We start from the raw sequence: 21815 nt of genomic DNA, 5'->3' as shown, positions 1-21815 counted from the left end.
TAAACCTCACGATTCTTTTTTTCTTTTGATGGTTTTTATCGATGGGTAAATCGGGTTTTAATCGACAAAAGCGATGAAACGGCCAAAAGTGACATAATGGCCGAAGTGTGCCAAATTTACTGGACACATAGATACAGACAATTGAAATGGAGATAAATACAAAGAAATGAGAATAACTGGTTGATGAACATAGAAAAAATAAGTCATCGTTTACAAAATAGCTGACCTTAATCCAAATGTTACAATAACTTACGCGAGTGCGTATTATGTGAGGTTATGTAAAACACGGTAAGTATTTGTAAGGTCAATTACTTTTTCGCAAATGAAGAAGTATTGCATGAACCGTAAAGATATGACTGAAAATTACTATTTCCGATTTTACAAGTGTGGTTTATCCATCGAAATGACTGCTGAATTGTGTTTTAAAAGTGTGAGGACGGTCAAGTTATGGGATAAAGGAAAAGCCATACCACCTGAGTGTAAACGCCTTATGAAGATGTATTGCAGCCGCAGATTAGGAGACAGCAAACAATGGGAAGGTTTTTACATGCAGTCTGATCGACTTGTCTTACCTACTGGTGAAGCACTAGAAGCACAACAAGTGTTAACTGCTGCAGCTGTTTTAGAGATAGCTGCAAAGCCTGAGCATGAAGTTTTGGTTAAATTAGCTCGGTATCTAAGAGCAATAAGGAAGATTGAAGTTATAAACAAATAATATATGAAAAGCACCAAGTGAATATTGGTGCTTTTCATTAAAATCCGCTATTTTTCCATAGTGAAATATTCCCACCGCAGCGAGTTCATTACGATAGTATATATATTAAATACAAACGTTTTTAATAATAAAAGCAAATAAACAAAACTAGACCCAATAAATACATATGAGATGTTTATTAAAAAGTATTTTATACAATTTGATTTAGGTAGCAATTCAATAACATTTGAAATGAAACCATTTTTTTGACCAAGAAGAACAACAAGAAGATATATTACCGCTAAAGAAATATAAGCAATAAATACTTTCATAAAAGCAAAGAAATTATACTTTAAAGTAGGAATTCCGGTATCTGGATTAGTATGATCCATCATTGCCAACATCATTCTTGGTTTTGACAAAGTAGCAAAAATTGTAAAACCAGCAATTAAAAAACCTAATGTTGTTATAGAAAAATTAAAACCTTGAGATGCCCAATCTCGTGTATTTTTTAATATAACCGCAGTGTCAGATTCAAGATAAAATGAATTAATAGAAAGTAAAATCAATACAAAAGTAATTAGTGACATATTAAATTTGTTTGATGATATTCTACGAGATAATTTATATATATCCCATAATGATTTTTCACTAGTAAGTTCGCTATCATTAAATTTATACATAATTATTAAAGCCTATTAAATATAACTTTTATTCTATCAGTCACTTCTTGAGAAAGTTTTGGCAAACTAATAGAACCGTTATCAGCAAGAGACATAAAGAGTTCAAACTTTCGTTTAGCAGACCTTATTGGGTTACGAGATATATCACCTAACTCAATGCTCAAGCTGAAATCCTCATTACTACCCCTGATAGTATCCCCTTCATTATCAGAGCCTTTAAGCTTTATTTCTGAATTACCTAAAGATGAAGCAGAATTGGCTTGCTTATATACAGAAGAAGAATCCAAGCCATCTTTATTATTTGTAAATGAAACTTTTGCTGAGCTACTATTCATCTCTTCTCGTCGGCTACTTAGGTCTGACCAGAAATCATCATTATCAATTTCTTCTTTGTTAGTAGGTAATAAAGTAATAGATACAGAGTCAATTTTTTTAAATCTATTTACAAAATCTAGTAAATCTTCCTTATTTGACAAAGGAGTAATACGAAGTTTTGGGTGAGGTGTTTCTATGCGTAAACTAGCCTTTGTTACTCTAGGTAAATCAGGGTTATTTTTACGAGCTTCTTCGAAAGTAGAATGTTGGGTATCAATATAATTTATATATTCTTTTTTTAAAAAATATGAGCTTGTAGATTCAAAGTTCTTTATTGTAGGAGCACCTGGAACTTCTTTACATAAAATTAATCTATGGTTATTTAATATTAATAAAAATGTTGAACTAGGTGCTGTTTCTAATTCACTTATATCTTCTACAATTTCATCTTCACGAAATATTTGTTCACGTTTTAATTTTGTATTTTTTACAATACGTCCAGTAATTCCAATTACGGGCTCTTTATCATCGTCATTTAATTTTATTACCTGCGTATCTATGAAAAAGAATTCAGAAACATCTTTAAATTTTCTTATATGTCTCATTTCCATGAAGGACGGCAAAACCACATCTTCATAACAATCTAATAACACCTTGTTTTCACCAAACTTCAAAGTGTAATTACCAAATTCTAATTTTTTCATTAATGTCAACGCCTTAAGACTCAAAAAATATAAGCACTCATTTTACAATACACTTCACTTATATGTCTAAGTAATAATACGCAAAGCACAACGAATAAAAACTTTCACCCCGTTTTACTATACGGGGTGATGCGTCCGCCGCAGCCACGACCCGATAACCAAGCAGCACAGCAATAAACCTCATCAAGAAAAACAACATAAAGGTCGTGAAGAGCGTCCAGCAGAAGGAAGGCTTTTTCTGGAACGCGGCCAAACCTCAAGACCCCAACCCAAGACAACACACTGAGCGGGAGCAGAGCACCGAGCACCATGAGGGCATGACTGGTGTGCAGTAGCTTTGAATTTTCCCAGTGTGGCAGAATCCAAATCTGATTCATCAAAACCGGATTTTGATAAAATGCCATCATTCCAATTTGTTCCTGGAAACAAAATGCAATCAAAACCAAGTTAGTGCGCTCGCGTTCCGGCGGCGGCCAACCGCAAAGACAAAAAATAGTGCCATCAAAAAAGCCAGCACTCTATGCTGGCTTTTCATTTCAACACCTCCGCTCAGTCTCGCTCCATTGTTTCAATGAACGCCAGCCAAGCAGCAAACTTAGAACAGATTCACCGAAGGAGTGGATGAGTCAGAAGGGAGAGCCGCCGCCGCAGAAGTGGGCGGACAACCAATCAAGAAACTGCGCCCTGAATGAGTCAGCTCTAACAAGCACTCATCCAAAACATGATAAGCAATATCAAACCGCTTCAAGAAACGATCATTAATATGAAAATCACCTTGTAACGTTTTAGCACGTAAAGAAAGTCGGGTAGTGACTTCCCCGTACTTGTCTTTGGGGTACACATACGTGAACGAGGTCATGTACAAACCCACTAACGATTCTATCGGCACAAAATCCGGCACCGTATTCACAAGAACAGGCTGAACGAACTCATTGTTAACAGTCGAATGGCTATCCCCACCATCAGGTAAAACATCAGAAACCGCAGGAATCGAAGCGGGAAGTGCATCAACTTGCTGAGCTGATTGCGAAGCGGCCACGCTCGGCGCTCCCTGTTCTTCCACTTCCTCAGAGCCACCAAAAACCAAACTGGATAACGCATAAACAAAATACCCCAAACAAAAAACAGACAACACCAAAGCACCAATGATCTTTGGACTTTTAAACAGCACATTCATACCGCCGGATTGTGTGGTTTGCCCCGTTCCGGTGGACTTATAAAGCAAGTGCGCATCCAACGGCACATGAACTTTTAATAAGTTAGGATCTTTTCCTTTGGGTAGTGACGTAGTGGCAACCGACTTATCATGCTTATACACATACGGCTTACGCTTAGACCAAAAGAAACCATCATTATTTTTATGGAAGAACGATTGTTCAGAGCACGCTTTCATTGCCGAATCAATTTGCTTCCAATCCGGTGATAATAATTCAATATCCCAATTGTATTTCCGGTGACGAGTAAACCCTTCATTAAAAGTCAAAGGATAAATAATACGACCATCAGGCGTATATTCCGCTTGCTCACAATCATCTATTTCCGACGGCTTTAATTCGGACATATTCACAGGAACATGACGAGAATGAAAAAAGGGAATATACCAATCCGGCAAATCGTCTTTAAAATCCTCAATAGGCTTATACGTTATTTTCTTCATATCAAAACCAATATTACGAGAATATAAATCCTGACACTCATCAATCACAATTAATGCATTTAAAGGACACCAACAGAAGAAATGATGCCACAACCGAATACCTTTTTCAGAGCGTGAAAATATACGAATTAATTTAGCGGTGCTGGGAAATTTAATATCTAATCGCTGTTCAATAATATGCAAAGGTTCCATGCCTTCGAAATTCGTCACCACAACACGACCCGCCTTTAATGCTGGCAAAATAGTAAACCACGCCGCATACGCCGATTTGTAGGAGCCATTTGCCCCCGTTCTTATCGTTATTGCCATCGTCCCATTAACTCCAGTTGCTCATTCTCATGACAAAGGCCGTTGTCACCACATTAAAATACAACGTAATACCATCCACAAAACCAAACTCAAACGCATAAAAACGAAGCTCAGAAGGCAACTTATTAAATAAAGTTTCCAGCATGGTATTAAAACCAATTTCCTTTAATAACAATAAAGCCGTTTCGTAAGAAATACGAAGAACCACAATTTGAGCCGAAAATTTTAATTTTAAATACCACAGATTAATATAGGCCATGAACTCAACAAATAAATCAGGCAGTGCATTAAAAAAGTCAGGAATAACCGATAACGCATCCATGACGCTTTTTAAACTTTCATAGATAAAATCCATATTAAATCCTCAATGCAGAATATAAGGCCATTAACCCAAAGCCCAATACAACAACCGAATATATTATCGCTTTATAATCCAATAAATGTTTCAAGGTACTAACTTCATAATGAACTTCATTACCATTAATCGATAAATCTAATGTTCTCTCTTCATATTCACCGCGCTCTAAATTAGACGCAAAAGAAAAATTATTTTTAAATTCTGTGGCTATATTTTTATATTCTAATTTCAAATCATCAATTTCATTATTTAATTTTGTTAACGCATCCGGTGAATATAAATAATTATCATCAAAGTTAATGCCCGAAGTCGGGGAGTGCGCATCCGGTCCCGTTGGGAGCGTAGACGTTCCACCACTGACTGAAATGCCATTGATGGCCGTCACCACCGAATCAAACCCCGCTTGGTTATTTTCTTTAATTCGAGTTAATTCACGTTTCACATTTTTCACTTTGTTACTCAGCGAATCCACCGAATCCACAACAGGCGTTAAATCCGACGCTTCCCCCGAACCACCGCCAGAGCCAGAATCCCTCGAACGCAATTCTAACTGTCTAACATGTTCAGCAATTTGAGCCGAAAAGTGATGCGTACCACTGGTGCCACGATAAATGTTAGCCAAATTATCAACCGTATAGCCCAGTAACTTTTCTGTGGTGGTTAAATCCACTTCAGAGCCAGACCCCGAATCCCCCGATGTACCCACACTTTTTAATAACTCAGACAAGTAGCGATTACGCTCAACATCTAATGTTGTATCCACATCTTGTGGTTCCAGCGTTAAATCCAAATTCTCAACCGTTTGACGAAGCGCCTGAAGCTGTCCAACCGTGTTGGTTATATTGTCATTGATAGCACCAAGACGACCCGCATTAAAATAATTCACACTGGCATTTTGTAAAGAAATCGAATTCAAACTACCAAAACACTTAGAGCTCACAAACCCATCGGTGGTAGAGAAACAACCGTAACGATCTAACTCGGCATTGAATTGCGGCATGGTATTCGAGTCCCCATAACCACCAGTTTGTGACGGTGGCGGGTCAGGGTTGGGTGGATCCGGTTCCGGCTCAGGGTCAGGAGTTGGGTCGGGGATGGTTCCCCCATACGGACCTGCTACTGTACACAGCTCCCCCGTATTTCTGAACTTAGCTTGACAAGAATCCCCCGACGCAAAACACAAAATGGATTGATACACCTTCATGTCACAACCGTACACACCATACTCAAACGGTTTGGTGCTGTTATCCGGTTTATGACAGTAGCCTTTGGGATCTTCACCATCAATTTTAGGGTTCCAACTCATGGTACGCTGCTGTTGAGCTGGACACGCCGTCCTACATGTAGGCGTTCCTGTCGGTGACACCAACTCAAAATAGCCCACCGGACACGAATCCACACATTCATGCAAACCCGTATTAATAACTTCAAATTGCCCATCGGGACACAATTTCGCCCACGATGACAACGGAGCAAACAACAACACCAACCACAACCAACGAATCATACACACCTCAATTGCCATCAAAAAAATCTGACCACCGCCGCGTTCCTGACTCGGCCAGCCGTCAAACCAAAAAAATCTGCCATCAAAAGAAGAAGAAAAAGAAAGAAGGGGATTTTCTGCAACCAAAAAAAAACGCCCCACTAGGAGGCGTTGACACCAGTGTAAATACCTTGGACAAATGACCAAGCCATGGCTACACCTAAACCAATGCTGGCAACATCGGAAACCAGCGCCGCCATTATTTACGCATGGCCGAAATGATCATGCCCATACCGAAACCAATCGCCGCCAGACCAATCGCACCAACCACCACAATCGTGAAGTTAGATTGACCCGCTGCAATCGCGGCATCCAACGAATCTTTCACTGGGTTCGCTGGATCTGCGGCCATCGCCGAGCCAGAAGCCAAAGCCGCCGTTGCAACTGCTGCGGTTTTTGTTTTTGCATTTTTTAGAACTGAAACAAGCTTTTTCATAATCGTATCTCTTTATAGTTAAGTTTATTTACCCAAACGTTTTAATATCTTGCCAAGCACATGACCACTAAAGAAGGACAACAAAATGTACCCAGAGACCAACACATACAAGTCACTATTAATCACGATGGATTGATTGCCCGAAGGCGAAGACATCAGCGCTTGATAGGCGCTAAATTCTTGTTGGGACAAGGGCGAAAAACCGTCATAAGACACACAGTTGCCCGCCGCTTTATCCGAAATAACCAATTGATCGTTGCGCGTCATGACCAAGCAGGCCGAACTAAACTCCGCATCAATCAACGCCAAATACTCACCAAACTGCGTGGTGGTCACCGGCACAAAATCATGGCTCACACAGGCATCAGCAGGGATACCATATTCCGCCAAATCCAAATAATTGAACTGATTTTTTCGGCTGTTCCACACCACACATTGAGTCATCGTTACACTACCTTGAAACCACCAACGGCATTACGCATTGGGTCTTTTGGGTTCGGTGCTAACTGCAACTCAAGCTCACAAGGAAACTTATTTGCAATCGCCGCAAACTCTTGATAAACATTAAAATCGAACATCATATCAATGCTCTTTTCTTCAAGACCGCACTTTTGAAACGTGGCTTTATCACTAGTATGAGACTCTTTAGGCACTAGATACGTCACAACCGCAAACGCAAAATCTTTACCTGCTTTACTGACACCCTGATTAAACTCAGCACCAATCACCAACACTTTTAAACCTGACATAAACAATTATCCTCAAACGTATCAACTTCCCCAAAATGGGATTGAATAATAGGAATGTTCAAGCGTTCGGGCAGGTCGGTTTCATCCAGCCCCGCCGTTAACCGCTCAACAATCTCATACGGTGACAAGCCCATGATGTTGCTCATGAAATTCACCGTTTTACCAAACTGCACTTTGGCATGACCCAACGCATTTTCCACCGAAGTATAAAAAGCGTTACGTACTGTTTTGATTGGGCAATGCTCAGACACCTCAAACAGCTGAGTCAGGGCAGGGTAAGCACCTGCAAAATACTTGTCGGACTCCAACAACGCATCCACCGGAATCACACGGTGTTTGTTATGGATCTCAACTTCCCAACGCACCCAGTTTGGATGATCTTCTGACTTCAGATGTTTGCCTTTTTCATAGATGCGAATTAACTTACCGCTACGACGGTCACCCATGTACAACGCTCGGCCTTTGCTTGGTATCAAACCGTAACGCTTAGTATCATCACGCTTGACCAAGTTGCCCGACTCATGAAAATGGTACGAAGGCGGTTTACCACGACCGACAAACAACCCTTGCTTGGCCATCTTGCGCGCCGTGTGCACGTCGTATTTTCCGTTGTAACAATCGTGAGCAATGTCCAAGCGAGTGATACGCGCCGAGGGGATATGCGTTAAAGCTTCATGTAACTTTTTCATGTTCAGGGCGGAACAACCCAGACCCGAAAACGACACATAACAGCCGTAGTTTTTTGCACCCCAAGCCACTAAACCCGCTTGCTTGCCATTAACCATCAACTTGCGCGAATGGGCGTAACCCGCAAACCCTTTACCGTCATTGCGTGCTTCCCAAATATTACCCGTGTGAGTAATTTCAATATTCAACAACGCAATGAACTGCTCAACCTGTGAATGGCAAAGACTGTCCAGCATATCAATACCGATATTGCCGACTAAATCCTGATAGCAAGAACTGAAATTACCCTCAGCAATCACCATCTTAGAATTATCAAGAGACTCAGTTAACGCCGCTTCATACTCCGCCGTTGAATTAAAATCCAACTCACGAAGCTGACCTAACTCAGCCCCCAAACCCTCAATAAAATGGTGCTTGGTTAAATCGTTTTCTAACTGTGTGTTGTCAATGTCATGGCCAAGAGCTTTTTGTTGCTCAGTGACAGTCAAGACATCGAACTTCATTTTCTGTTTGGCCATCTCACGCAAACGAAGCAGCAGAGTAGGCGACATAGAGAAAGACACATAATCAATGTGCGTATGGCGAATTATTTTTTTACCAGTCATCGTCATTCTTCCTAAATGCGCCTTGCGCTTCCAATTCGTCGTAGTTCTCTGCGGTGATCTCAATCAACTCGCGTTCTTCATTACTCGCCACTATGCGTACTTCCAACATACTGCGGAAGTATTCCGGCTCACCGTCAATGCAACAGTAAACGCCATCATCGTGCTCATCGTAATAAACCGGAGTAGGAGACATGGACACCTCAGAAAAAACCAAACAGAACCAACACACACAAAAACAAACCACCAAAAAAAATCACGCAGCCAAAATTAACAAGAAAATCACCGAGCCTTTTCACCATGAATACCCATCACTTATCACCTTGTGCGTTACCGTGTAACCGTAGTGTTTTTCGCATCTCACTTTTTGCCCGCATGAAATCAATCAGCCACCACAAAAAATGTCCTACGAAAGACCACAACACACAAAGACCCGCTGTAATGAAAAAGAAAAACATCCAAAATGATTCCAGTGCCAATTCCAAATCAGATTGGGTTAACTGATACACATCACACATAGACATTTTCCTTTTTCTATACAGGCCAGTAGGAATCATTGTTCCGGATGATTACCGCTGGCAAATCCCGATTTCTGTTAACTCTAATTAACGGAAATCGGAATTACAAGTAAACAAAAATCGGAACTAATGGGCTATCATGAGAAAAACAAAGGAGCGTTTATGTACCAAAATAAAATCTTAGATGCTTATAAAGCCACTAAAAACTATGTACAAGATAAGCAAATTGCACATGATTTAGGTGTAACACCACAGAAGATTTGTAAAATCAGAACTGGAGAACGCTATCTAACTGAAACAGAAGCGCTTTTCATGGCTGAAACTATAGGTTTAGATGCCGAAGAAGTTTTAGTGTACTTAGCCAGTGACCGCAGCAAGACTCACAAAGCTCAACAAGCGTGGGCAAACATCGCAAAAAAATTTAATCGCCAAGGATTACAATCGTTTAGCGTGCTTCTTGGCGCATTTTCCTCGGCAAGCTTACTGTTAAATACCTCCACGACTGAGTGCGTATTATGTACGATCTGGTAAAAGGCGGCTTAGGAGGCCGCGCCAGCGTGTAAGGCATTGATAAAGCGAGGGTTTTCATACTTATCTTCTAATAAATTATAGACGACATCCTGATCGTCTAGCTCCAGCATATCCGCTATTTGAAACGCGATATCCCAATCGAAGCTGCATTTCCCATTCATCCAGTTACTCACACGCGCAGTACTAACCCCAAGAATTTTTGCTAATTGGTAGTCGGAGGTCAATTCGTGCTTGGCTTTCACTCGGTTCAATAATGCAATTGTGTAGGTCATCGCTCGGCCGTATTTTTGGGTCAATTGTTAAATTCTAGGCGATCATAATGTCGTTTTCTAATAGTAAGGCCATCTTGCTAGTAAGTTTAGTTTGCCACTATGATGCACAGCACACATCGACTTGCTTTGTATGGGGATACGGACATGACACCACTCGAACACATCAGACAGCTTAAAGCTGAGTTTAGACACCTTTCGGCCACTACGCCAAAACCAAAAGCGGCAAATAAACTGCCGAGTGGTTGTAGCGATTTTCGTTTCTCTCGTGCTTTCCAAGTGCAAGCCCGCCGCGCTCTGATGAGCAAAGGGGGGGTGGCATGAACATCATCGAAAAATGGGATAAAACCAGCGCTTTGGGTTCTGCCATGGTTGAAATGGGCGCTCGTTTAAAAGAGCACTACCGAGAGTTAGCCGAGTTTGAAGCGCATGGCATGGAAGAGGCGGTAGATACTAAGCGTAAGATAATTGCAAGAGCGGAAAAAGACCTTGAAACCATCAGAGCAATGCGGGGCGCGATACGATGAAATTCAGTTCAATACGTGAAGGCCAACATTTATTAGCGGCGGTTAATGTGGAGCAGATCGGTCTCCTGTTTGATGCTTGTAAGACCGATGGAAAGGATCTGTTTTTACAAAAGAAAGGGGAAGTGGTTGCCGTTATTGAGTGTAATAACGCTCAAGAATTCAAGGACTTTCAGCAGCGAATAGAAGCCATCGGCATATCACCACACCCAGTGGAGTGTTAATTGTGAACCCATTAAACCAACGGATCCCTAAGCAAGTGACCAATGCCCCTACGGGGGCGGCGGTTTCTTCACGATTCTTTCAGGCGTTATCACCAACGACCATCACATTAATGAAAAACGAAGCCCGTTCATCAGTGCAACTGGCACGCAGTTACCGTTTAGCGGGTGAGCACGAATGCGCGGTGCAGTTCCTTAATGATGCGATTCGTATTCAACATGAGTTATCACACCATGGCTGAAATCTTATTCATTATTGTTCAAGCACTGGCACTCGGCCTATTAGGCGTGTTTGTTGGGTTTGTGATGGTTCGATTTTTTATCCTTCTTTGCTGGCTATTTGGGTGAGGTAAATGGAATTTGGTCTAGGTTGGGGCGCATTGGTCGCGTTCATTCTGTTTTTACTGGGCTATTGGTTAGGTCGAGACACCAATAAACGTCCCTTCGTTTTGTCAGAAAGCGCCGTACCGATTTTATACGGTTGGGCGTTTGTCGGTTTACTTTCTTGGTTACTTCCATTAGGAGCAATGCAGTGATTTTAATTAGCAGCAACAATGTTTTATACATCAAAGCGTATTTTATGGGCGACATGAACATATTGGTGGTCCCGAAAGACAGTGAGACCGAAGCGACCATCGCTGAAAAAGGGCTTGAAGTCCTCACCGCCGAAGAAGCGTGTGATTGTGCCCGCGCTGGCTGTGGGGTCGCTTTTTCATCGGAAGCGTTTGTGCTTGGGCTCGGAGAAGCAGAAAACCATGCTCAGCAATAAAGATCTCTTATACGTGGCGGGGGCTGTTCAACCCGCCGACCAAACCAAACGCCACCTTGCCAGCCACGACGCTGGTTTTTTTGGTTCCGGATTTTGTGGCCCACGTCGTGAGCCGTTAACGCCTGAACAAGTTTGGGAGTTTAATCGCGTTCATCGTGACACGGCTTTTTTTGCCAAAAAGCAAACCGAATATGCCGAGTCTTTACCAGCCATTAACGCTGAACATCTCCGCGAAGCGGCGGCACGCAGTGACGAAAACAATAGGCTTGTCCAAGGGCGCAAAAGTCGGACACACCCTAAATCGTCGCAGATTCGCCACAAGGTCGGCCTGATTCGCCGCTCTGTGGCTCCTAAAAAAATCATCCATGACAGTGACAGTATTTTAGACGCGCACGCCCTGTACGAACTGGCGGCGTTTGGTGAGGGTCAAAATACCGCTAAGGTGTTGCCACCCGTTGAAAACACCAAGAAAATCGAGCCGAACATCACGCCAAGCGTAGTCAGGTTGATGCACCAAGACTGGTCGGGAAAATACCGCGTCGCGCTGCACACCCAAACGCCATCGAGCGCCGCACCGGAAGCACAAGCGGGTGACCGATACAGTGAACAACTCACCAAGCGTTCGGTGACTAAGATTTTTGAAAGTGCCGCCTACATGGCAACCTGTCATGGTGGGTTCACCACGTTTCTGACGTTGACGTTTACACCACAACAACGGGCTAAATTGTTTGGCAATCAGTTCTTAGGCAATGAAGACCGTTGCCCAGTGTCGTTTACTCGTAACATGGCCGAGCACGCGCCCGCCAATCCAGAACTAGGGTTTGATGGACCATACACACCATTGTGGGCTAAACCTGAGAAAAGTCACACCGTCACCAAAGTGGCCGAGACCACCATTGGCCGTGAAGTATCCCGCTTCATGAACGGAGCCAAAAAGATGTTTAAGCGTGGCTGGTTAACCGACCACGTCAGCAAAGTGACCGACGACGGCCAGAAGTATTCGGCATTAGAGGTTTCAGAAATCGAAGGCACTGAGTGCGATTTTCAGTATATCTGGGTCGCAGAATGTCCCGCTAATGAGCATGGCGAGCCCAACCCACACGTACACATCTTGCTGAATTGGACGGTGGAGCCGAAATACTTCTCGGCATGGGCAAAACGCATCGAAAGTTTGTGGGGCAATGGCTTTGCTCACCTTGAACGTATTCGCGAGCCAAAAGCCGCCGGAACTTACATCATCAAGGCGGTGGGCTACGCGGCCAAAGGCGACAACGCTAATCAGGGTTTGATCAAAGGCAACCGCTACGGCATCGCCCAAAGCGCCCGCGCTCCGGCATGGGAGTGTTTAGCCAGTTATGAGACCAGCAACATGGCGGCCATCATCAAAGAGTGTGGCTACAAGTTAGAGCAGTGGCGTAAACCGCTGGAAAGGAAATTACGCCAACAGGTTGCCCAAAAAGAACAAACGGTGAAGGCCTTAGCCATTGCCAAGCAGGAAAAGAAACCACAAGACCACATTAAAAAGTTGCAAAACCGCCTTATTCGGTTGGAGCACCAACAACGCCACACCCGCAAAACAATGAGCCTGCGTGGTGTGTTCGCCAGCTCGCGCAATGCGTTCTGCATGGCCTTTGAAGGTGACAACGCGGAAGACAAGGTATTCGATTTTTTACTGTGGGCATGTGGGGCACGAGGTTGGAGTTTAGTGCCGGTGATTTCTGGCAAAGCTGACCAAGACCACTTAGATGACATTGCCGAAGCTCGGCAAACCGCAAAACATCATTACAAAAACCAGTATCACCATCACTTGGAGCGGCGCGCCTATTGGCAGTCGGTTTTAAGTGATGATCTGATCCCGCTGGATGACAGTGACGCAGACAGACGACACGCGTCCAGCATGGAAGACATCGAGAACTATTACACGCAGTTGGCTGCGTAACATAAGGAAAAATAACAACAATGAAAAAACAACAACAAATCACCGAAGAGCTGGAAAAGCAGGTTAAAGAAGCCGCGAGCAATTTCATGTTCGCCAAATTCACCGCGCCACTGCGTTTGGTCATCGTCTGGATGAAAGGCGTTAACGAGAAACTGCAGGAACTCGAACAACAGCAGGGAGGCCAAACCAATGGATAAGTTGACCATGCCGAAACGCAATTCAAAAAATCCGGTGTTGGGCATCAACCGCTGTGATTGTGGCAACGTTCGTACCATTCACCGACCAAAGGGAACCCGTAAGAAGTTCCTGTATTCCATCTGTGACGATTGCGGTACGAACCAACAAACAGGGGCGGCCATCCAAGCCAAGATGAGCACCTATTTTTCGACTGTAGAGGAGCTAATCAACCATGAGCACACCCTCGAAACCCAGCACACTGAACCCACCGAGCCAGAAGGAAATGAAGAACCCAGTCACGGGGGCAACTTATGCATCGAGCACGACGATACAGGCGGAGACCAACAGCCTGATAGCTCAGTACCAGAAACGACAAGCCCGCCGAAAAAGAAGAAAGCGCCTTGGTTTGCGGTGCTTACTGGCGTTGTTGTTGGTGTTGCCACTGGCGGCGCTATTGTTCGGTTAGGCAATTAAGGAAAGACGATGGATGTAACCACATTAGAAGAAGAGACACTACCGCAACACACCGACGCGGACGAGCACACCGAAACCCACAGCCAACAGGTCGAAAGTGACTTTCTCAGCTCACTGGATGAAGACGATTTCGAGCCGGAAGACATGCCGAGCAAGGCCGACCAGAAAATGGAACTTCAAGCCGCGTCCGGCCTCGCACTTGGCGGCCTGATGGCCGTTGAAGGCGGCATGAAAATGATGCTCCATCCGGACTTTACGTTTGATGCCAAACAGGCCAACAACGTGGCCGAAAAAGTTGCCCCTCTGATACTCAAATACGGCGCAAACCCACCGGATTGGGTCAAAGAGTATATGCAAGAAATCATCGCCGCGTTTGCCATTGGCTCGCTGGCGTTTGGCAGTGTCATGCAAGTGCGCCAGCTCAAAGCGGCTGATCTCGAAAAAGCCAAACAAGAGGCCGAAGCGAAGCAAGCCCAGACCGACGCGGAGGCCGCCTAATGCAGCCCATCAACACAAACAATGCCTTAAACAACGGGCATATGTATGCTGTGGGAAAGTCTGGTTGTGGTAAAACCTCGGCGGCTAAAAAACTTGCTATCAAAGCGACAGATCAAGTCGCCATCTTTGATCCCCTGAATGATTATCAAGAGCCGATTTGTGGGCGAGTGGTACGTGGTTATAGCAGCTTGAAAGGCTTTGCTACTGCGGTCATGGCTGGGCGCAAAACTAAGCAAGGATTTAAGATCGCGTATCAGCCCACTAAAGAGACTACCCCTGATGATTTTGATGCCTTTTGTCGGGTAATGTGGGCGTGTGGTGATGGCAAGCATCCCAAAGCATTGAAGATCATCTGCGAGGAAGTGGCCGAACACAGTGTCAGTATTGGTAAAGCAACAGGCTATCACGGTAAGTTGCTGCGCCTTGGCCGTAAATACAACCTGCACACCATCAATCTGTTTCAGCGTGGGCAGGAAGTGTCGAAAACCATCATTGATAACTGTGAGTTGGCCTGCATCATGAAACAAAAATCCCCTGTGAGTGCCGTGTATCTAGAACGAATGACAGGGGTGCCCGCCGAAGAAATCAAGCAGCTCAAAAATCTTGATTACATTCTCCAAGATGACGAAGGTTGGAAAAAAAGCCGCCTTCGATGGTAGGGATTTTGTGATCCAGACCAAAAAAGAAAAATCCCGTTGACCTATAGGCCAGCGGGATTTTTTTTGCTTGTCGTTGGCCGAAACGAGTTTCTAGTCTTGGTGGCTCATTAACAAGCGACATAGCAAAAGGAAACATCACACATGTCATTATCACCAAAGAACATCGCCATTGTGGCGACCATTTCAACACTGGTTGCGACCTGCATTGTTTGGGCATCCAACAACGTGGGTGCGGTTGAAGATCGTATCGGTTAAGGGAGCAGTATCATGTCTACAGTACCAATGAAACTGAATTCGTTTAACGGCATCGGCTGGAACCAAAAAGCCACCTTAACCATTTCCGTGGGGCCAACGTACGAAGAAATTCTCCTCGAAACCAACCTAGAAGCGTCTCAAGTCAAGCGCGTAGCAGTGGTGTTGAACGGTGAAGAGATTTACATCATGACGGGCTTAGAGCTGCTCATGTTGGAAACCTACAAACGCCGTGACGACATCAAAGAGCAAGAAATGGGCGACGGCTTTCTTGTGATCCCGTTCTCGGACATCACGGGCAAGACCAAAAATGGCGTGCGTTCGTCGGCACTGGTGACCGAAGCGGGTGACAACATCACGTTGGAAATTGAAATTGGTGATCAAGATACCGAAAGCGACGTGACTCACCCCTCGATACAAGGCTGGGCGACGGTGTCACCCAAACAACCTGAGCGACTGGTGATTCCGCGCATTCGTCCGGAAACCATGCAAGCCACCTCGACTGAAAACGAGTTTTTAAATTTGGTGTCGGGTGACAACGTGTACATTCGCCGTATGCATTTTGAGTACGGCCGCATCAAAAACGTGTCGGTGTTCCGTGATTTCGTCAAAGTGTACGAATGCAGCACTAAACTGTGCTTTGCACTGGCAGCCCGTAACACTCGCGGAGCATGGAAACAAACCCCAATTGATTGTTTCCACTTCGACCCGACAATGCGCGGCTTTTACATCAATGAGCTGTTTTCTACTGCGCATAAATCTGAGCTGAAATTCAGCGTGGAAACGGAAGAAGCACCGGGTTCGATCCGCATTCTGGTTGAGTCCCTTGAAGTGTTGCCCGTGGCGCAAAAGACTTTGAAGGAGTAGCGGATGGGGTTTTCAGTAGGTGGACTGTGGGATGACTTCACCAAATACGGCACCGACTTGTTGGACGATGTGCAAGAAGACATCTCGGATTTGACCGGAAACGTGCAAGATTTTTTCGGGTCGGATTTGTCCACCAATCCGGGAGTGCATACCCAACCGGAGCCGCTTAAAGCCGACAACAAAGGCAACGCCATCACTAGGCCGCAGGGCGGTAACTGGCGACAACCCGCACCGCAACCCATGAGCCAACAAACCATGCTGATGGTCGGCGGCGGTGTGGTGCTGTTACTCGGCGTACTTGTTATCGCCATGAAGAAATAAAGGAGCGCACCATGCCATTATTTTGGCCGCTCGCCATTGCGGGCGTGGCGTACACCAGTGGTGTACTGTCCGGCAGCAAAGCGGGCAACTTCATTAAAACCGCCGCCATTGTCGGCGGCACAGGCTACATCGGGTTCAAAATTTGGGAGGCCAAACAATGATGCCATCCATACCAGGTGTCACCAATTCCGGCTCAATGCCGATTAGTGCCAACGGCGGAAAATCCGGTGATGCCATGTCCAAAGGCGGCCAGAACTCCGTGAAGTTTGGATCGCTCAACATGGGCGGGAACGCCAACAACATGATGCCGATTGTCGGCTTAATCGTGGTGGCGGGGCTGGCTTTTTTGGTGATGAAAAAGGGTAAATAACACATGAAATGGCTCCATCTTTGCCCGCAACGGGCTGACATCAAGGCGCATTTTGCGCTGATACGAGCGGCCTTTGACGGGGTGAGCGACGCAAAAAACGAGTATGAATACTGTTGTGATTCAGTGCGTAACCGCTCCGCGTCAATGTACCTGCTGACAGGTGATGGCATCAAGCTGCGTTTTGTGGGCGAAGCGCAAGAGCCAGCTGGGGATTATTTTATCTTAGCCATGACGGGCAGCGGCATGATCAAAGCCGCGCCCCACATCATCAAGCAAGCACGACACATGGGTTACACGTCCATCAGCTACCAGACTCGACGCAAGGGAATGCGCGCAGCACTCACCGCGTTCGGCTTTGAGCAGGTGGCCGTCAATGCCCACGGTGAAACCACCCACCGATTATTGTTATAGGAGAACAACATGGGAGGCGGCGGCAAGAGCAGCAGCAATACCTCAACAACGAACACCAACGTCAGCGGTCAGACGGGCATCGAGGGGGATAACCTCGGCGTGGCCGTCTCCGGTGTCAATGGTCCCGTCAATATCACCGCCACTGACCACGGCGCGGTGGAAAAGTCGTTTGAACTGGGCAACAAAACCATTGAAACACTGGGTGACAGCTTTGGCGAGCTGACCGAAAGCAACACCAAGGTCGCGACCGAAGCCATGAACAACATGCGGGGCATTAATGAAGACTCGTTAGCCGCGTTAGGCCAAGCCAACGCACAAGCAGGCGTCACCGCCCGCGCGGCGCTCAAGATGTCAGACAGCACCGCCGCGCGATCACAAACGGGCAGCTCACAAGACATGACTAAAGTCGCCATTGCGGTGGCCGGATTCATGGGGCTAGCCATGATTTCAATGGCGTATATGTCGAGGAATACATGATTTTACAACCTAATGAAATACGTCAAGTGGGCAGTGCGAACGCGCGATTTTTGTTGATAAGACGGGCCACAAAATCACTCGAACTGAGTGCCGACCGCCTTGCACCAACACGAATCGAGCAGGGGGATTCGGTGGATATCGGGGAGTTTGACAACCTCACCATATCCAACCCCCATGACACCGCCATTGAGGTGGATTTTCAGACCTCAAGTCTGCGGTTGAGCACCCAGAACAACAACGAGACCACCGTCAGTGAAATCAAGGCCGAAATCCGAGCCAAGATAAACGACGACACCCCCGTGAATGTCAATGTGGAAGACTCAACGCCCGTTAATGTTCAAGTCACCGACCAAGTACTGAAAACCCGCGAGCAAGTCAACACGGGGTTAATGTCACCAGATTGGATCACGCTGGAACCCAACACGCAAAAACAACTGGTGACGGTCAACCCAAACCGCAAAGAAGTATTGATCCAAAACATCAGCGAAAACGAAGCCTCAGCGAACCTTGGTGATGCGGCGGTGAATGAATCCAAAGGCTTGCCCGTGACAGGTTCACGGGAAACGCCTGCGGGCATGGTGCTCAATACCTCGGCGGCGGTGTTTGCGTTCAACACCAGTGATGTTCCAGTGACGTTTGCCATTGCGGAAATCATCGCATGAGTCAGTTTATTGCCACTCAATACGCCCACAGCTTAAACGCTGCGGGCGCGTCCGGTTGGTTTTACACACTAAGTCATGATCCGAAACTCGGTGACAACTTGGCCGAGCCCAGAACACTGGATGTGTCTTGGATAGACAAGGGCAACGGCACATGGTTAGCGCCAAAAATCTTTAAATGGCTCTATCTTCGTCAAACCATCAACTTTATGCCGTTTAAAGCGCGGCTCGAATTTAGCTGTAAGGGAGTAGTGAAGTTCAACAATGTGGCCTATGACACAGGCCGCCACAGCATCGACATTCCCGCCAGCTCCGCGTATCCGCGTTTGTTGGCCACCCAAATTGATACCCTTATTTCCGATATTTCACTCAGAGAAATACTGGAGTAATTCCATGAAAATTTTACACATTGCCGTTCTCGGCGCAGCACTCACAGGACTGTACTTTATGCGCAAATCATCATTGCCTCGCGGCGTTCGTAACAACAACCCATTGAACATTCGTGAAAGTGAAGGCGACACCACTCAATGGCAAGGCGAGCGCGTTTTTGACAGCGACGACGAATTCGAAGAGTTCACCAATCCGGTTTACGGGTTCCGAGCGGGCGCGCGAATCCTTCGCAGTTACAACCGCCAAGGCATCAACACACTGTCAGGCATCATTGCCCGTTTTGCGCCAAGCCATGAAAACGACACCGACCACTATGTAAAGACGATCTCCAAGTGGACAGGCATCCCCGCCACGCTGCCCATTAACACCAGTGACAATGTCACGTTAGCCAGTGTGTTACACGCCATGTCACGGATGGAAGTCGGGAACTATTACACGCTGAAAACGGCGCGGGCGGGGGTCGATCTAGCATGACGAAGCGACATATTGTTTTAAAACTCAGTATAAGCGTCGCGGGCATGGTCATCGGCGCATACACCATAAAGCACTTAAAAAAAGCAGGTTTATTATGAAATTGAATGAAAGCAGCACAAAAACAGGTTTAGTCCTTCTAGGCACTGCCGCTACGGCATTGGTGACAGGGCAGACTCAACTTATTGACATCGACATGACGAACTCGGGATTGGAATTAGGGGGACTAATACCAAGCATAATCATGGGGTTAGTCGGTTTTTGGGATATTGCTCGAACAGAGAAAAAAGGATAGGGTGCGCGCGTGGAAATATACCAAACATTGATGGTTGCGATTGCGTCCGGATTTGCATCAGCGGTCGGGACAACAGCCACCATTAAAACGGATATTCGTTGGATTAAGCAATTAATCGACAAATTAGAAGAGCGGGTTCTGAAATTAGAAAAGAGCCAATTTTAAGTTAAGCAGATATATACGGAACAGATCCTTATATATCTGTTGTTAGCCTTAATGGAATAATAGGAAACTACATTGAAAGAAGAACGTTTAGATATGTTCTGTCCGGAGTGCAACATGATGGTGGCAAGTGATGTTATTCTTCAAGGTGCTGGACGAATTAATAGTGAAGCGACATGTACTATAGATGAAGTAGACTCACCTTATAATTGTAGTTATTTTTACGTTTCTCTGTGTAATAAATGCGAACATCCATTTTTTGTTAAACAATCTCTTTATGGTATTCCTGGCGAGTTTGAATCAGTAGTTGATGATATTGTCTTATTCCCATCAATGAAGTCACAAGATTTGTCTAATCTGCCAAAGGAAGTCGAAGAAGCGTACGAACAAGCCGCAAAGTGCTTCTCTGCATCACTTTATGAGCCATGCGCGTTAATGTGTAGAAAAACATTGGAGGTTGTTTGTAAAAATTATACTGCCAATGGTCGCAGTTTATATGAACGTCTAGAAAGCTTGAAAAAGGTTGGTCATATTGATAGCCGTTTATTGTCATGGAGCCATGAAATAAGAGCTCTTGGTAACGATGCTGCGCACGCTATAACCGCAAATGTTACTAAAGCTGATGCTAAAGATTGTTTAGATTTAACAGAAGCTATTTTAATTTATATATTTACCTTGGGCGAAAGGTTTCAGCAATTTAAGTCGCGGAGACAAAAGCCTAATAAAGCGTTAACGCAATAGCAGTAATAACAATCAATTCAAGCAGACCCTCAACGTGTGGTATTTTCAGGTCTGGCATTTCAGTGGTTACGGCGCTATGCAGAAACTTTATAGGGCGTTTCGGGCTGTTTAATTAAGCGTTAAATTAACAGGTAAGTCAGTGGATGTATAAATTTATAGCAATTCTTTTCATATTATTTCCTTCAGTGGTATTTTCTAGTGGTGACGAATCAATTGCAGAAAAGTTTAAGCAAATTCAAAAGGAAGGAGAATCTAGGTTCACCAGTGAAGCTATTGGCATTTGGAAGTGTGCTTACATAGACGAAAGTAACCTAGACAAGAGTGCTTTACTAGTCGTATCACAAAGTGAGATAGCATTATATCCTTCGAATGATATTATTTCGTTTGGTGTATATGAACTGAATGGATTGCCTAAAAATAACCAATATGTCATTGCACAGCCAGATCGTTGGCATGTAACTCGGAATTATAGCGATGAACACTCAATAGAGCTGAAATTCAAATATCATGGTAACGTTTTATCTGTTATTCGTTCAAACTCGGTGCAAATGGAAATTGTAAATTTAGTCTGCCGAAAAACGGAACAGTAATCGTATTCAGGTATTCAATGCAAGCCTCTTTTGTACAAACAGCCCGCATTATGCGGGCTGTTTTATATCTGCGTTATTTCCGCCTTAACTTCTTCATTTTCTGTTTAGTGGGTATCCACGGGGCAGCCGTCATTCGACGACCACCACGAAATGGCAGCACGTTCGGCTTGGCTGGGTAGTTGGGCACGTCTTTGGGGTCAGGATGACCATGTAATTGTAACAGCAGTTGATATTCATCCCGTTGATACGCAAAACTGGCCAATTCCTTGGGACTGAATTCTCGGCCATCTGGCGTGATGAAAATCCCCAGTTCTTCATTGATCCGAAAACCTTGCCAACGTATGTCATTGGGTAAGTAACCAATGGCCTTGATGATGAGCAGTTTTTCCGCCATGGGATTCAGGGCGACACAACCGTTAAGCCAGCGTTTGACCGTCACGGGTTCGACATGAAAAAATTCCGCGCCTTGGCGATAGTTCTCAAATTCTTG

The 21815-nt window shown here is 45.0% G+C and carries 40 protein-coding genes; 26 read left to right on the top strand and 14 right to left on the bottom strand.

The window, feature by feature from the left end:
• Positions 1–337: 337 nt before the first annotated feature.
• Positions 338–715 carry a DUF3653 domain-containing protein gene (locus MHO82_RS24710; RefSeq protein ID WP_239189082.1) on the top strand — a complete coding sequence of 126 codons (378 nt, stop codon included), beginning with the start codon at positions 338–340 and terminating at the stop codon, positions 713–715.
• A gap of 47 nt (positions 716–762) precedes the next feature.
• Here the strand turns inward: MHO82_RS24710 and MHO82_RS24705 are convergent, their stop codons facing one another.
• From MHO82_RS24705 to MHO82_RS24650, 12 genes are all read right to left on the bottom strand, one after another.
• Positions 763–1377, bottom strand: coding sequence for a hypothetical protein (locus MHO82_RS24705; protein ID WP_239189081.1), 615 nt, complete (start codon positions 1375–1377; stop codon positions 763–765).
• Positions 1378–1382: 5 nt separating this feature from the next.
• Positions 1383–2396: a hypothetical protein gene (locus MHO82_RS24700; protein WP_239189079.1), complete on the bottom strand. Its 1014-nt coding sequence runs from the start codon at positions 2394–2396 to the stop codon at positions 1383–1385.
• 104 nt (positions 2397–2500) lie between these two features.
• Entirely contained in the window at positions 2501–2773 is a 273-nt protein-coding gene (locus MHO82_RS24695) for a hypothetical protein (protein ID WP_239189078.1), read from the bottom strand.
• Between the two features lie 218 nt (positions 2774–2991).
• Entirely contained in the window at positions 2992–4362 is a 1371-nt protein-coding gene (locus tag MHO82_RS24690; RefSeq protein WP_239189077.1) for a zonular occludens toxin domain-containing protein, read from the bottom strand.
• A 7-nt stretch (positions 4363–4369) separates the two neighbouring features.
• Entirely contained in the window at positions 4370–4717 is a 348-nt protein-coding gene (locus MHO82_RS24685; RefSeq protein WP_239189076.1) for a DUF2523 domain-containing protein, read from the bottom strand.
• Between the two features lies 1 nt (position 4718).
• Positions 4719–6353: a hypothetical protein gene (locus MHO82_RS24680; RefSeq protein ID WP_239189074.1), complete on the bottom strand. Its 1635-nt coding sequence runs from the start codon at positions 6351–6353 to the stop codon at positions 4719–4721.
• A 112-nt stretch (positions 6354–6465) separates the two neighbouring features.
• The gene (locus MHO82_RS24675; protein ID WP_239189072.1) at positions 6466–6702 is read right to left on the bottom strand and encodes a hypothetical protein; all 237 of its coding nucleotides are present in this window, start codon (positions 6700–6702) and stop codon (positions 6466–6468) included.
• A 24-nt stretch (positions 6703–6726) separates the two neighbouring features.
• A complete protein-coding gene (locus MHO82_RS24670) occupies positions 6727–7146 on the bottom strand; it encodes a hypothetical protein (protein ID WP_239189071.1) in 420 nt (139 codons plus the stop codon).
• 2 nt (positions 7147–7148) lie between these two features.
• Positions 7149–7451: a hypothetical protein gene (locus MHO82_RS24665; RefSeq protein ID WP_239189068.1), complete on the bottom strand. Its 303-nt coding sequence runs from the start codon at positions 7449–7451 to the stop codon at positions 7149–7151.
• Positions 7439–8743 (bottom strand): replication initiation factor domain-containing protein, encoded by a 1305-nt coding sequence (locus MHO82_RS24660; protein ID WP_239189066.1) that lies wholly within the window; start codon positions 8741–8743, stop codon positions 7439–7441. The genes MHO82_RS24665 and MHO82_RS24660 overlap by 13 nt, the downstream gene beginning before the upstream one ends.
• A complete protein-coding gene (locus tag MHO82_RS24655; protein WP_239189064.1) occupies positions 8733–8936 on the bottom strand; it encodes a hypothetical protein in 204 nt (67 codons plus the stop codon). The genes MHO82_RS24660 and MHO82_RS24655 overlap by 11 nt, the downstream gene beginning before the upstream one ends.
• 115 nt (positions 8937–9051) lie before the next feature.
• Positions 9052–9264 carry a hypothetical protein gene (locus tag MHO82_RS24650; protein ID WP_239189061.1) on the bottom strand — a complete coding sequence of 71 codons (213 nt, stop codon included), beginning with the start codon at positions 9262–9264 and terminating at the stop codon, positions 9052–9054.
• A 156-nt stretch (positions 9265–9420) separates the two neighbouring features.
• Here MHO82_RS24650 and MHO82_RS24645 point away from each other — a divergent pair, with 156 nt between their 5' ends.
• Complete coding sequence (locus MHO82_RS24645; protein WP_239189058.1) at positions 9421–9789, top strand: DUF3693 domain-containing protein; 369 nt, start codon at positions 9421–9423, stop codon at positions 9787–9789.
• Between the two features lie 8 nt (positions 9790–9797).
• Here the strand turns inward: MHO82_RS24645 and MHO82_RS24640 are convergent, their stop codons facing one another.
• Positions 9798–10061, bottom strand: a complete 264-nt coding sequence (locus MHO82_RS24640) for a helix-turn-helix transcriptional regulator (protein ID WP_239189055.1) — start codon at positions 10059–10061, stop codon at positions 9798–9800.
• 99 nt (positions 10062–10160) lie between these two features.
• Between MHO82_RS24640 and MHO82_RS24635 the strand changes: the two genes are divergently transcribed.
• From MHO82_RS24635 to MHO82_RS24520, 24 genes are all read left to right on the top strand, one after another.
• Positions 10161–10382: a hypothetical protein gene (locus tag MHO82_RS24635; protein ID WP_239189053.1), complete on the top strand. Its 222-nt coding sequence runs from the start codon at positions 10161–10163 to the stop codon at positions 10380–10382.
• Positions 10379–10585, top strand: coding sequence for a hypothetical protein (locus MHO82_RS24630; protein WP_239189051.1), 207 nt, complete (start codon positions 10379–10381; stop codon positions 10583–10585). Before MHO82_RS24635 ends, MHO82_RS24630 begins: the two co-directional genes overlap by 4 nt.
• Entirely contained in the window at positions 10582–10806 is a 225-nt protein-coding gene (locus tag MHO82_RS24625; RefSeq protein ID WP_239189049.1) for a hypothetical protein, read from the top strand. Before MHO82_RS24630 ends, MHO82_RS24625 begins: the two co-directional genes overlap by 4 nt.
• A 2-nt stretch (positions 10807–10808) precedes the next feature.
• Positions 10809–11045: a hypothetical protein gene (locus tag MHO82_RS24620; protein ID WP_239189048.1), complete on the top strand. Its 237-nt coding sequence runs from the start codon at positions 10809–10811 to the stop codon at positions 11043–11045.
• 111 nt (positions 11046–11156) lie between these two features.
• Entirely contained in the window at positions 11157–11339 is a 183-nt protein-coding gene (locus tag MHO82_RS24615) for a hypothetical protein (protein WP_239189047.1), read from the top strand.
• Positions 11336–11572, top strand: coding sequence for a hypothetical protein (locus tag MHO82_RS24610; RefSeq protein WP_239189046.1), 237 nt, complete (start codon positions 11336–11338; stop codon positions 11570–11572). Before MHO82_RS24615 ends, MHO82_RS24610 begins: the two co-directional genes overlap by 4 nt.
• Positions 11559–13511 (top strand): hypothetical protein, encoded by a 1953-nt coding sequence (locus MHO82_RS24605; RefSeq protein ID WP_239189045.1) that lies wholly within the window; start codon positions 11559–11561, stop codon positions 13509–13511. The genes MHO82_RS24610 and MHO82_RS24605 overlap by 14 nt, the downstream gene beginning before the upstream one ends.
• Before the next feature lie 20 nt (positions 13512–13531).
• Complete coding sequence (locus tag MHO82_RS24600) at positions 13532–13708, top strand: hypothetical protein (RefSeq protein WP_239189043.1); 177 nt, start codon at positions 13532–13534, stop codon at positions 13706–13708.
• Complete coding sequence (locus tag MHO82_RS24595) at positions 13701–14162, top strand: hypothetical protein (protein ID WP_239189040.1); 462 nt, start codon at positions 13701–13703, stop codon at positions 14160–14162. Before MHO82_RS24600 ends, MHO82_RS24595 begins: the two co-directional genes overlap by 8 nt.
• 9 nt (positions 14163–14171) lie before the next feature.
• Positions 14172–14660 (top strand): hypothetical protein, encoded by a 489-nt coding sequence (locus MHO82_RS24590; protein ID WP_239189037.1) that lies wholly within the window; start codon positions 14172–14174, stop codon positions 14658–14660.
• On the top strand, positions 14660–15319 hold the full coding sequence (locus tag MHO82_RS24585) for an ATP-binding protein (protein ID WP_239189034.1): 660 nt from the start codon (positions 14660–14662) through the stop codon (positions 15317–15319). Before MHO82_RS24590 ends, MHO82_RS24585 begins: the two co-directional genes overlap by 1 nt.
• Before the next feature lie 267 nt (positions 15320–15586).
• Positions 15587–16438, top strand: a complete 852-nt coding sequence (locus tag MHO82_RS24580) for a major capsid protein P2 (RefSeq protein ID WP_239189033.1) — start codon at positions 15587–15589, stop codon at positions 16436–16438.
• A gap of 3 nt (positions 16439–16441) precedes the next feature.
• Positions 16442–16759: a hypothetical protein gene (locus MHO82_RS24575; protein WP_239189031.1), complete on the top strand. Its 318-nt coding sequence runs from the start codon at positions 16442–16444 to the stop codon at positions 16757–16759.
• A gap of 11 nt (positions 16760–16770) precedes the next feature.
• A complete protein-coding gene (locus tag MHO82_RS24570; RefSeq protein WP_239189029.1) occupies positions 16771–16920 on the top strand; it encodes a hypothetical protein in 150 nt (49 codons plus the stop codon).
• The gene (locus MHO82_RS24565; protein ID WP_239189028.1) at positions 16917–17129 is read left to right on the top strand and encodes an LPXTG cell wall anchor domain-containing protein; all 213 of its coding nucleotides are present in this window, start codon (positions 16917–16919) and stop codon (positions 17127–17129) included. Before MHO82_RS24570 ends, MHO82_RS24565 begins: the two co-directional genes overlap by 4 nt.
• 3 nt (positions 17130–17132) lie before the next feature.
• Entirely contained in the window at positions 17133–17540 is a 408-nt protein-coding gene (locus MHO82_RS24560; protein ID WP_239189027.1) for a hypothetical protein, read from the top strand.
• Positions 17541–17549: 9 nt separating this feature from the next.
• On the top strand, positions 17550–18017 hold the full coding sequence (locus MHO82_RS24555; protein WP_239189026.1) for a hypothetical protein: 468 nt from the start codon (positions 17550–17552) through the stop codon (positions 18015–18017).
• Entirely contained in the window at positions 18014–18679 is a 666-nt protein-coding gene (locus MHO82_RS24550; protein ID WP_239189024.1) for a hypothetical protein, read from the top strand. Before MHO82_RS24555 ends, MHO82_RS24550 begins: the two co-directional genes overlap by 4 nt.
• Positions 18676–19065, top strand: coding sequence for a hypothetical protein (locus MHO82_RS24545; RefSeq protein WP_239189022.1), 390 nt, complete (start codon positions 18676–18678; stop codon positions 19063–19065). Before MHO82_RS24550 ends, MHO82_RS24545 begins: the two co-directional genes overlap by 4 nt.
• A 4-nt stretch (positions 19066–19069) precedes the next feature.
• Entirely contained in the window at positions 19070–19540 is a 471-nt protein-coding gene (locus MHO82_RS24540; RefSeq protein ID WP_239189020.1) for a virion protein, read from the top strand.
• 94 nt (positions 19541–19634) lie between these two features.
• Positions 19635–19832: a hypothetical protein gene (locus tag MHO82_RS24535; RefSeq protein ID WP_239189018.1), complete on the top strand. Its 198-nt coding sequence runs from the start codon at positions 19635–19637 to the stop codon at positions 19830–19832.
• Positions 19833–19841: 9 nt separating this feature from the next.
• The gene (locus MHO82_RS24530) at positions 19842–19997 is read left to right on the top strand and encodes a hypothetical protein (protein ID WP_239189016.1); all 156 of its coding nucleotides are present in this window, start codon (positions 19842–19844) and stop codon (positions 19995–19997) included.
• A gap of 72 nt (positions 19998–20069) precedes the next feature.
• Positions 20070–20735, top strand: a complete 666-nt coding sequence (locus MHO82_RS24525; RefSeq protein ID WP_239189013.1) for a DUF4145 domain-containing protein — start codon at positions 20070–20072, stop codon at positions 20733–20735.
• A 143-nt stretch (positions 20736–20878) separates the two neighbouring features.
• Positions 20879–21325 (top strand): hypothetical protein, encoded by a 447-nt coding sequence (locus MHO82_RS24520; RefSeq protein ID WP_239189010.1) that lies wholly within the window; start codon positions 20879–20881, stop codon positions 21323–21325.
• Positions 21326–21398: 73 nt separating this feature from the next.
• Here the strand turns inward: MHO82_RS24520 and MHO82_RS24515 are convergent.
• A partial coding sequence (locus tag MHO82_RS24515) for a phage protein (protein ID WP_239189007.1) occupies positions 21399–21815 on the bottom strand: 417 nt, incomplete at its 5' end.

It is taken from the genome of Vibrio sp. Of7-15 (assembly GCF_022347565.1).
Lineage (GTDB): Bacteria > Pseudomonadota > Gammaproteobacteria > Enterobacterales > Vibrionaceae > NORP241.
The sequence above is the reverse complement of the archived record's forward strand: the minus strand, read 5'-3'. Positions and strand labels throughout refer to the sequence as shown.

Bases quoted from the DNA above. Each gene is read 5' to 3' on its own strand.
- MHO82_RS24555 (WP_239189026.1), top strand. From the start codon at position 17,550: ATGGGAGGCGGCGGCAAGAGCAGCAGCAATACCTCAACAACGAACACC.
- MHO82_RS24685 (WP_239189076.1), bottom strand. From the start codon at position 4,717: ATGGATTTTATCTATGAAAGTTTAAAAAGCGTCATGGATGCGTTATCG.
- MHO82_RS24645 (WP_239189058.1), top strand. From the start codon at position 9,421: ATGTACCAAAATAAAATCTTAGATGCTTATAAAGCCACTAAAAACTAT.
- MHO82_RS24580 (WP_239189033.1), top strand. From the start codon at position 15,587: ATGTCTACAGTACCAATGAAACTGAATTCGTTTAACGGCATCGGCTGG.
- MHO82_RS24590 (WP_239189037.1), top strand. From the start codon at position 14,172: ATGGATGTAACCACATTAGAAGAAGAGACACTACCGCAACACACCGAC.
- MHO82_RS24700 (WP_239189079.1), bottom strand. From the start codon at position 2,396: ATGAAAAAATTAGAATTTGGTAATTACACTTTGAAGTTTGGTGAAAAC.
- MHO82_RS24635 (WP_239189053.1), top strand. From the start codon at position 10,161: ATGATGCACAGCACACATCGACTTGCTTTGTATGGGGATACGGACATG.
- MHO82_RS24615 (WP_239189047.1), top strand. From the start codon at position 11,157: ATGGAATTTGGTCTAGGTTGGGGCGCATTGGTCGCGTTCATTCTGTTT.
- MHO82_RS24520 (WP_239189010.1), top strand. From the start codon at position 20,879: ATGTATAAATTTATAGCAATTCTTTTCATATTATTTCCTTCAGTGGTA.
- MHO82_RS24550 (WP_239189024.1), top strand. From the start codon at position 18,014: ATGATTTTACAACCTAATGAAATACGTCAAGTGGGCAGTGCGAACGCG.
- MHO82_RS24630 (WP_239189051.1), top strand. From the start codon at position 10,379: ATGAACATCATCGAAAAATGGGATAAAACCAGCGCTTTGGGTTCTGCC.
- MHO82_RS24585 (WP_239189034.1), top strand. From the start codon at position 14,660: ATGCAGCCCATCAACACAAACAATGCCTTAAACAACGGGCATATGTAT.
- MHO82_RS24575 (WP_239189031.1), top strand. From the start codon at position 16,442: ATGGGGTTTTCAGTAGGTGGACTGTGGGATGACTTCACCAAATACGGC.
- MHO82_RS24710 (WP_239189082.1), top strand. From the start codon at position 338: ATGAACCGTAAAGATATGACTGAAAATTACTATTTCCGATTTTACAAG.
- MHO82_RS24560 (WP_239189027.1), top strand. From the start codon at position 17,133: ATGAAATGGCTCCATCTTTGCCCGCAACGGGCTGACATCAAGGCGCAT.
- MHO82_RS24535 (WP_239189018.1), top strand. From the start codon at position 19,635: ATGAAATTGAATGAAAGCAGCACAAAAACAGGTTTAGTCCTTCTAGGC.
- MHO82_RS24600 (WP_239189043.1), top strand. From the start codon at position 13,532: ATGAAAAAACAACAACAAATCACCGAAGAGCTGGAAAAGCAGGTTAAA.
- MHO82_RS24650 (WP_239189061.1), bottom strand. From the start codon at position 9,264: ATGTCTATGTGTGATGTGTATCAGTTAACCCAATCTGATTTGGAATTG.
- MHO82_RS24695 (WP_239189078.1), bottom strand. From the start codon at position 2,773: ATGAATCAGATTTGGATTCTGCCACACTGGGAAAATTCAAAGCTACTG.
- MHO82_RS24545 (WP_239189022.1), top strand. From the start codon at position 18,676: ATGAGTCAGTTTATTGCCACTCAATACGCCCACAGCTTAAACGCTGCG.
- MHO82_RS24670 (WP_239189071.1), bottom strand. From the start codon at position 7,146: ATGACTCAATGTGTGGTGTGGAACAGCCGAAAAAATCAGTTCAATTAT.
- MHO82_RS24625 (WP_239189049.1), top strand. From the start codon at position 10,582: ATGAAATTCAGTTCAATACGTGAAGGCCAACATTTATTAGCGGCGGTT.
- MHO82_RS24640 (WP_239189055.1), bottom strand. From the start codon at position 10,061: ATGACCTACACAATTGCATTATTGAACCGAGTGAAAGCCAAGCACGAA.
- MHO82_RS24665 (WP_239189068.1), bottom strand. From the start codon at position 7,451: ATGTCAGGTTTAAAAGTGTTGGTGATTGGTGCTGAGTTTAATCAGGGT.
- MHO82_RS24690 (WP_239189077.1), bottom strand. From the start codon at position 4,362: ATGGCAATAACGATAAGAACGGGGGCAAATGGCTCCTACAAATCGGCG.
- MHO82_RS24595 (WP_239189040.1), top strand. From the start codon at position 13,701: ATGGATAAGTTGACCATGCCGAAACGCAATTCAAAAAATCCGGTGTTG.
- MHO82_RS24655 (WP_239189064.1), bottom strand. From the start codon at position 8,936: ATGTCTCCTACTCCGGTTTATTACGATGAGCACGATGATGGCGTTTAC.
- MHO82_RS24705 (WP_239189081.1), bottom strand. From the start codon at position 1,377: ATGTATAAATTTAATGATAGCGAACTTACTAGTGAAAAATCATTATGG.
- MHO82_RS24570 (WP_239189029.1), top strand. From the start codon at position 16,771: ATGCCATTATTTTGGCCGCTCGCCATTGCGGGCGTGGCGTACACCAGT.
- MHO82_RS24540 (WP_239189020.1), top strand. From the start codon at position 19,070: ATGAAAATTTTACACATTGCCGTTCTCGGCGCAGCACTCACAGGACTG.
- MHO82_RS24675 (WP_239189072.1), bottom strand. From the start codon at position 6,702: ATGAAAAAGCTTGTTTCAGTTCTAAAAAATGCAAAAACAAAAACCGCA.
- MHO82_RS24565 (WP_239189028.1), top strand. From the start codon at position 16,917: ATGATGCCATCCATACCAGGTGTCACCAATTCCGGCTCAATGCCGATT.
- MHO82_RS24660 (WP_239189066.1), bottom strand. From the start codon at position 8,743: ATGACTGGTAAAAAAATAATTCGCCATACGCACATTGATTATGTGTCT.
- MHO82_RS24605 (WP_239189045.1), top strand. From the start codon at position 11,559: ATGCTCAGCAATAAAGATCTCTTATACGTGGCGGGGGCTGTTCAACCC.